Source organism: Streptomyces sp. MMG1121, assembly GCF_001280015.1.
GTDB lineage: Bacteria > Actinomycetota > Actinomycetes > Streptomycetales > Streptomycetaceae > Streptomyces.
Genome location: NZ_LGDV01000235.1, coordinates 21,197 through 28,399, shown reverse-complemented (window position 1 = coordinate 28,399; position 7,203 = coordinate 21,197). Strand labels below are relative to the sequence as shown.

Annotated in this window: 4 protein-coding genes; all 4 read right to left on the bottom strand. The window is 73.1% G+C overall.

The genetic code is table 11. The features are described 5' to 3' along the window. Window positions 1-1,805, bottom strand: a 1,805-nt coding sequence (locus ADK64_RS47905; protein ID WP_234384844.1) for an ABC transporter ATP-binding protein, incomplete at its 3' end; no start/stop codon positions are given. A gap of 161 nt (window positions 1,806-1,966) precedes the next feature. Next, the gene (locus tag ADK64_RS36060) at window positions 1,967-2,725 is read right to left on the bottom strand and encodes an NUDIX hydrolase (protein ID WP_053666289.1); all 759 of its coding nucleotides are present in this window, start codon (window positions 2,723-2,725) and stop codon (window positions 1,967-1,969) included. A 129-nt stretch (window positions 2,726-2,854) separates the two neighbouring features. Further along, complete coding sequence (locus ADK64_RS36055) at window positions 2,855-5,152, bottom strand: glycogen debranching N-terminal domain-containing protein (RefSeq protein WP_420713087.1); 2,298 nt, start codon at window positions 5,150-5,152, stop codon at window positions 2,855-2,857. A 365-nt stretch (window positions 5,153-5,517) separates the two neighbouring features. Beyond that, entirely contained in the window at window positions 5,518-7,068 is a 1,551-nt protein-coding gene (locus ADK64_RS36050; protein WP_053666287.1) for a DUF4192 domain-containing protein, read from the bottom strand. Between the last annotated feature and the right edge of the window lie 135 nt (window positions 7,069-7,203).

Here is a 7,203-nt window from a genome sequence, read left to right as displayed (position 1 = left end):
GAAATGGGGGGCGGGAGCGGGGACAGGGCGTCGAGGGTCCGGGCGTCGTAGGAGCGGTCGGTGCGGTCGGTCCGTGGCTGATGAGTGCATGGAGTCCTGGCGCCGGGGAGCCAGGAGCGCAGAGCGGAGAAGGCCGCTGCGGGGGTGCTCGTGCTGACGGTCCGCGCTTCCTGAGCTGCCACGAGCGCGCCCTGCGTCGTGTCGGCGCCTGTCGCGTCGATGATCCGACCACCGTCGGCACGGGCCGGTGTCTCCGCGGGACCCGCCTCTTCACCCCCAATAGGCACGTCTTCGTCGCCAGACGCTACGACACCGTGCGCTGCGCCGCCGGCTTCCGGGAGAGCACTGCCCGGCGAGCCGCCGCCGAGCCGAGCGGCAGGGGCTGCCTGCGGGTACTCCGCCGCCCCGGGGTTGGCCGCATCACCGAGCGACGACCACTCGCCGCCCGCTGACTGCGGCCGTTCCACCGAGACGAGAGCGGATACCGCCCGCGCGCCTTCGTCCGAGGAGAGGCCCGCCACACCCGGCTCCGGTGCTGCCGCGTCCACTGCCGCGCGCTCCTGCCTCTCCGCCGAGAGCCCTGCCGGTGTGGCGCCGCGCTCTCCTGCCGGGACACCTGAGGCCGCGCTACTCGGCTCTGCCGATGAGAAGCCGAAGGCAACAGTGGTCTTCTCCGGCACGGGTGAGCCGGCCACCGGGGAAACCGGCTCGGCCACGGGCGATCCGAACGCGGAGGAGCCTGCATCCGACGCCGCTCCTGACGAGCCGTACGCCGTGGAGCCCGGCTCCACTGTCGGCAGGCCTGGCACCCGGGTGTCCGACTGCGCCGCCACGGCTCCGGAGGTGTCGTGTGCGCACACCACCCGCGCCTCGTCCGTCGCAACTTCGCCTTCCTCCCCCGACGAGCTGCCAGGGCCGGCACCGACGCCAGGTCCCATGTCACCCATTTCGTCGGCGAGTTGGTGGACAAGGATGCCGTGGCGGAAGGCCGTCTCGCCGATGTCGGCGGTCGTGGACCCGTACACCGAGAGCCGGTTGCCGTCCTCCCGCACAACCTCGACGGAGCAGCGCCCGGTACGGGCCTCCTTGGTGAGCAGCGCCGCGAGGCGCGCCGCGTGGGGGCTGCGAACGGCGACGCGCGGGCGCAGCCGCGTACGCGCGAACTCCCCGGCGTCCTGGTCCGCCACGAGCCTGCCGCCGTCGAGGGTGACGACGCGGTCGGCCGTGCGCGCGGCCTCTTTTGGGTCGGCCGTAGTGAAGACCACGGTGCCCCCGTGCTGGGCATGGGCACGCAGCATGCCGTGCAGCCATTGCACCTCGCGGGTGGAGAGACCGGCGGCGGGTTCGTCCAGGACGAGAGTGTGCGGGTCGGGCAGCAGGGCGCAGGCGAGGCCGACTCGGAGGTCCATACCGCGCGAGAGCGTGCCGAGGCGCTCCTCACGGAAGCTGACCAGGCCAACCACTTCGAGGACCTCGTCGGCGCGGCGCGCGGGGACACCCGAGGCCGCGCACAGCATCCGCATATGGCCACGGACAGAACGGGCCGGGTGCCCCGGCACGTCGCCGAGGAGCACGCCGACTTCCCGCGACGGATGGGCGATCCTGTGCAGGGGCCGTCCCCTGAAGTAGGTGATGCCGCGCCCCTGTTGAAGTTCGAGCATCAGTCTGAGCGCCGTCGTCTTGCCCGCACCGGCACCTCCGAGGAGCGCGGTGACCTGTCCGGAACGCGCTTCGAAGGAGACGTCGTCGACGGCGGGCGGGTGCGCCTTACGGGGATTACTGGTCAGTCCGAAGGCCTGGATCACGTGCAGTAACATAGCGCGCCATGTCCGGTTTTTCGTGTATAACCCAATCTGACCCTAGGCGCGCTGCGGCTCAGCCCGGTTAACGTCCGCCATTCGACGGAACCGGGGCCCAGCACGAGCGGTCACCCCTCCGTCGCCCGGCTGGCCGCCCTCCGCATGTCTCAGACCTCGGGGCGCAGCATCGGAGGGTTGAGCAAAGTGGCGCCGCCGGCCCGGAAGAGCTGCGCCGGCCGGCCGCCCTGGCGAGTTGTCGTACCTCCCGTGGGGACGAGGAACCCCGGGGTCCCGGTGACCTTGCGGTGGAAGTTGCGGGGATCGAGGGCTACTCCCCACACCGCCTCGTACACCCGGCGCAGCTCGCCGACGGTGAACTCCGGCGGGCAGAACGCGGTGGCCAGCGACGAGTACTCGATCTTGGACCGGGCCCGCTCCACCCCGTCGGCGAGGATCTGGGCGTGGTCGAAGGCGAGCGGCGCCACCGTCTCGCCGTCGCGGCCGTAACCACCCTGCTGGAGCAGTTCCTCGACGGGTGCCCAGCGCGCGTTGCTCGCGTCGCCGCCCGCGCGAGGGGCGGGCAGGTCGGGCGCGAGCGCGAGATGCGCGACGCTGACCACCCGCATACGCGGGTCCCGCTTGGGATCGCCGTAGGTGGCGAGCTGCTCGAGGTGCGCCCCGTTGTCCTGGGCCGGGGCCGCGGGACCATGTGCCGTCAGCCCGGTCTCCTCCTCGAGTTCGCGCGCCGCCGCCTGGGAGAGGTCCTCGTCGGCCCGTACGAAGCCCCCTGGCAGCGCCCAGCGTCCCTGGAAGGGAGGCTCGCCCCTGCGCACAGCCAGCGCGCACAGGGCATGGCGACGCACGGTCAGCACGACCAGGTCCACGGTGACGGCGAAGGGCGGAAACGCTGACGGGTCGTAGGGCATGGGGCGATCATAGTCGTCTGCCTGACGATAAACACTCCCTTCGTTGGCAGCACAGGCGGTGGTTCCGCTTCGTTCTGTTGTGGGGCGCAGGGCCGGCTCCGTTTCTTCGTTCGGTCGCGTCGTACGAGGTCACACTCCCAGTTGCAGGCCGTCGGCCGCCTCTTCGACCATGGCGAGTCCCAGCCGGCTGATCCGCACGGCGAAGGGAGCACCGGCGAGGCGCAGCCCGGTGAGGCCGAGTTCACCGAGCGGCGCGCTGCGCACCGGGCGCAAGGTGACCGTACGGGCCGGGGTGTCGGGGCGGATGCCCGCGAGAGCGGTGAGCACCATGATCGCGGAAGCGGAGGCGGTGGCCGCCGGCCGGCAGGCCGCGGGATGCGGCAGGGGTGCACTCCCCGCGGAGCGCTGTTCGCCGGCGAACATCTCCGGCAGCCGGTGGCCGAAGTATTCCGCCGCCTCGAGCAGGCCTCTCAGCAGGCCGCCGGCTTCCTTCTCGTAGCCGGCGGCGGCCAGTCCGGTGACGGCGACGGCGGTCTCATGGACCCGGACGGCTCCGGTCCGGTGACCGAACGGGTTGTGTCCCACCTCCTTGGCACCGAGCCCGCGCAGCCCCCAGCCCGCGTCCATGGCGGGAGTGCCGAGCAGCCGGGCGAGATGCTCGGTCTGCACCTGATCAAGGAGGCCCGGGGCGAGCAGACCGGAACCCAGCAGGCCGGTGTCGAGCAGGTGGACGGCGGCGGAGCCCAGGTGCGGCACGGGTCGGCCGTCCGGGGCCAAGGCCGCGGCCGGGCGTCCGCCGCCGCGGTCCTCGACCCAGAAGTCGGCACGGAAGGCTGCTCGCAGGGCCTCGGCCCACTGGCGTAACTCGGTGGCGCCGGGCCGGTCGTAGGCGTCGAGGAGATCGGCGCCGAGGGCGGCGGCCCGATGCGCGTGGGCCTGCGTTTCACAGCGGACCGGGCCCGCCGGCTGGGGGTCGGGCAGGTAGGTGCCGTCGCCGACGGCTCTCCGCAGCCAGGTGAGGCAGCGTTCGGCGGCAGGCAGCAGGTCTCTCGTCTCCTGCTCGGGGAGTCCCCAGCGGCGGGCCTCGGCGAGCAGGACGGGGAAGAGCAGCGTGGCCTCCGTTCCCGTGCAGCCAGGCGGGAGAAACGGCCCCGTGTCGCGTCGTGGTCCAGGGACCATGCCGGCCCGTGGATGCGAGCCCGTCAGCTGAGTGCGGGCCAGGGTGCGCAGGGTGCCCGCGGCGAGCCGCGTGCCGAGGGGAAGGGACATGCGGGCGGCGGCCAGGGCCTCGGCGGGAGCCATCCCGCAGCGCCAGGGCGCGCCCGCCGCGAGGTAGGTGTCGGAGGGATGAGCGGGGTCGCGCAGGAGCAGGGCCTGGAGATCGGCGACGGCCGCGCGCAGCAGCGGGGCCACCCGGGGGTCGTCGCTCGTCGCCCGGGTGGGGGCGAACGGGCCGGTCGTGGTCTGTCCCGCGGACCGCAGCGGACCCGCGCCGTCGAGACGTACACGGAGCTCCACGGTTGCCGTCCCGCCCGGCGGCAGCTCCAGTTCCCAGCGCAGCAGTCCGGCGGACGCCAGGGCGTCGGACGGTGGCGGGTCTGCGGTGACGCTGGCCGCGACTCCTGCCGTGGCCCAGCGCAGGCCCGAGTCACGGACAGTGGCCGGGAGTTCGGGGCCCGCCCTGCCGGATGCGATGGTGCCAAGCTCCGCGAGATCCGTGCCGAGGGCGACTTCCACGGGCAGCCTCAGCGGTCGCACAGCGGCGTTGCGCAGGGTGATCCGTTCGGTTCCCTCGGCACGGCGCGTTCGCTCGACCACGACATCAGGATCGGGACCCGCCGCCGGGGAAACCCGCAGCGTCCCGACGAAACGGGCACTGTCGGCCCCGGTCATCCTGGCCTGCACGGCGAGCGGCTCGCGTCCGGCCACACGGACCTGACACCGCGAGAGCAGGCGCCGTCCGCCTCGGTAGAACCCGTCCAGTCCCAGGCCGGCCAGTTGCCCCAGCTCGCCGGAGATGGCGAGGCCGGGCAGGGCCACACAGATCAACGCGGCGTGGGTGGGCGGCAGTTCAGGGACCGGTCGGCTGCCAGTCGCCGCGCGGGACGACGGGGTCGCAGCAGACCGACGGGGGCGGTGAGGAACCGGAGGCGGAGGCCCTCCAGGGCCAGCCGGAGAGACCGACCGGGACTCGGTGGGTGGCGGCCGAAGAAGGATGGTCTCCGGTGCGGTCGTGGTGGCGCCGTCCGGCCGGAACCGCGCAGGCCTGTCCCACGGTGGCCGCTCGGTGTCGGTGGCGGAGGGCGAAGTCGGCTGCTGGTGCATGGGATGGCTTCTTCTGCTCTCGGTGCGCCTCGGACGTGCTGGGCGGCCGGTGGGACGCCCCGGGGGACAGCGGTCGTACGGCGGCAGGGCCCGTTCGGGCATTCCGCCACTCAGGTGAACGGAGGGGGCGTCGTCCGGGTCACGGTCCACCTCGGGGAGTCCGGCCGGACGGCTGCGCGGCGGGCCGGCGGAAGCGCCATTCAGTACCGTCGCGAACCTGCGCCACCGTCGGTCGCGCGGTGCGCCCGCGCGTACCCCCGGAGCATTCCGGCATACCCGGTGCGCCAAGCCGGCCAGACGGCTCAGGACCACACCAGCACCGTGGCTGCAACGCTCTCGGCACGCCACCGGACGCACACGGGGCCGGTTCGGGCGCCGACTCGGGGGGCGTGCGCGCCTTCGCACCGTTTCCGGCGGAGTGTCACAGGTTTTCGTCGTACAGACCAGTTCAGCCTGGTACGAGGCACTCATCCATCCCCCTCGGGCTCGCGGAGGCCGCTCCCCGACGGGGTGGCGCTGGTCGTGTCCTGGTCCGACGCACGGGTGCGCGTGCCGCCGGCGCCGCGTGTGGCGGGCCGTGAGGGTTCGGTGGCCGACGACCGGGGATGGGAACCGGCCGGCCGTCGCCTTCCACCCGTCGCCCGGGCCCTGCGATGACCATCTCCGCGGTCCGTGGGCCGCCCACGACGGCGTCGATGCGGGCCCTCCCCTGAGCCCGACCCGGCGGCCTGGTCGTCCACCGGCGCGCCCGCTCCAGGCGTCGCGTCGTCACCGGCCGGGGGTTCGGTCCGCGCCGGGTCCGCTGCCGTCTCCTGCTTTTGCGGGGTCTCCGTCCGCCCGCTCCCTGCGCGGTCCACGCGCAGACAGCGGCGGACCGCCTCGGGGTCGAGCCCTTCGTTGCAGGCCTGGTGCAGCAGACGCGCAAACAGATAGTCCGGATCCGCACCCAGAGCCATGGCCAGCGCCTCGCGGGCCTCCAACTCGTCGCCCGACGACCAGGCGACCCAGCCGGCCAGGGTCAGCGGGGCCGTGGCATGCTCGCCGTACGACCCGACACAGCGGCGGGCCACGGCGCGCCACAGGCGCAGGGCCGGACCGGCCTCGTCGCCCTCCATCCACGCGGCCGCCCGGTCCCGGGTCGTACGGTCCTGGAGTCCGAAAATCAGCTTGGCGGCCTCGTCGTGTGCGAGCAGGCCGTCGTCACGCAGGTCCGCCGGATGCGTGCCGGACACGGGTGCCACCGCGGCGAAGCGGCGCATGACCAGTTCGGCGAGGCCGAGGGTCTCCGCGGCCACTTCCGGGCGGGACGCCTCGTCGAGGATGCGGGGCACCAGGGTCATGCCCGCCGCGTCCAGCGCGACCTCCTGCTCCAGGGCCGCGGTGGTCTCCCAGGGCTGCAGCCTGGCACGCAATTCACGGAGAGTGCCGCGCACTTGGATTCCGGCGTAGGTGGCCGCGGCGGCCAGCACGGTGGTGCCGGGAAGGCCCATCGGCGAGCCGTCCTCGGGGCAGCAGCCCTCGGGGCAGCAGTACGACCAGTAGCGGCCGTCGGAGATGCACAGCGCCTCGATGACCGGCACATCGAGATCGCCGCACTGGGTGCGCAGCAGCTGGGCCAGCCGCTCGAGCCGTCGCTTGACGTCCCGGCCGGACTCCCCTGGGGCCGGTTCCTGGCAGACGTAGGCCACCATCTGCTCCGGGCGGGAGCCGCGCCGCTCGCTCCCCTTGACCAAGCCCTGGGCCAGCTGGCGGGCGGCCGATTCCCAGTCCTCCTCGTTCGCGGGAATGCCGAGCCGGGCCCGGCCGCCGAACCTGCCGCGCGCTTCGCGGTCGTGGAGGGCGACCAGCACCATGCTGTCCTCCGGGCGGTAACCGAGCAGGTAGGGCAGGGCGTCGGCCAGCTCGGCGGGGGTGCGCAGAGTGATCTGCGTGTCGTGCGCGGACAGCCCGGTGAAAGGCTCCTTTCCGGAGGTGTCACTGTTCTCGAAGGGTCCGGTGGTTTCGCCGTGATTCGTCATGCGGAGACAATCTCGCGGATCTTGGAATTCCGCTTAGGCCTGTGGATAAGTCAAATCAGGGACACGACAAGGGCACCGCGTTTGTCCACAGCCCTGACCCGGGCCCGCCCGGTTGTCGGTCCCGTCCTGTTGTAT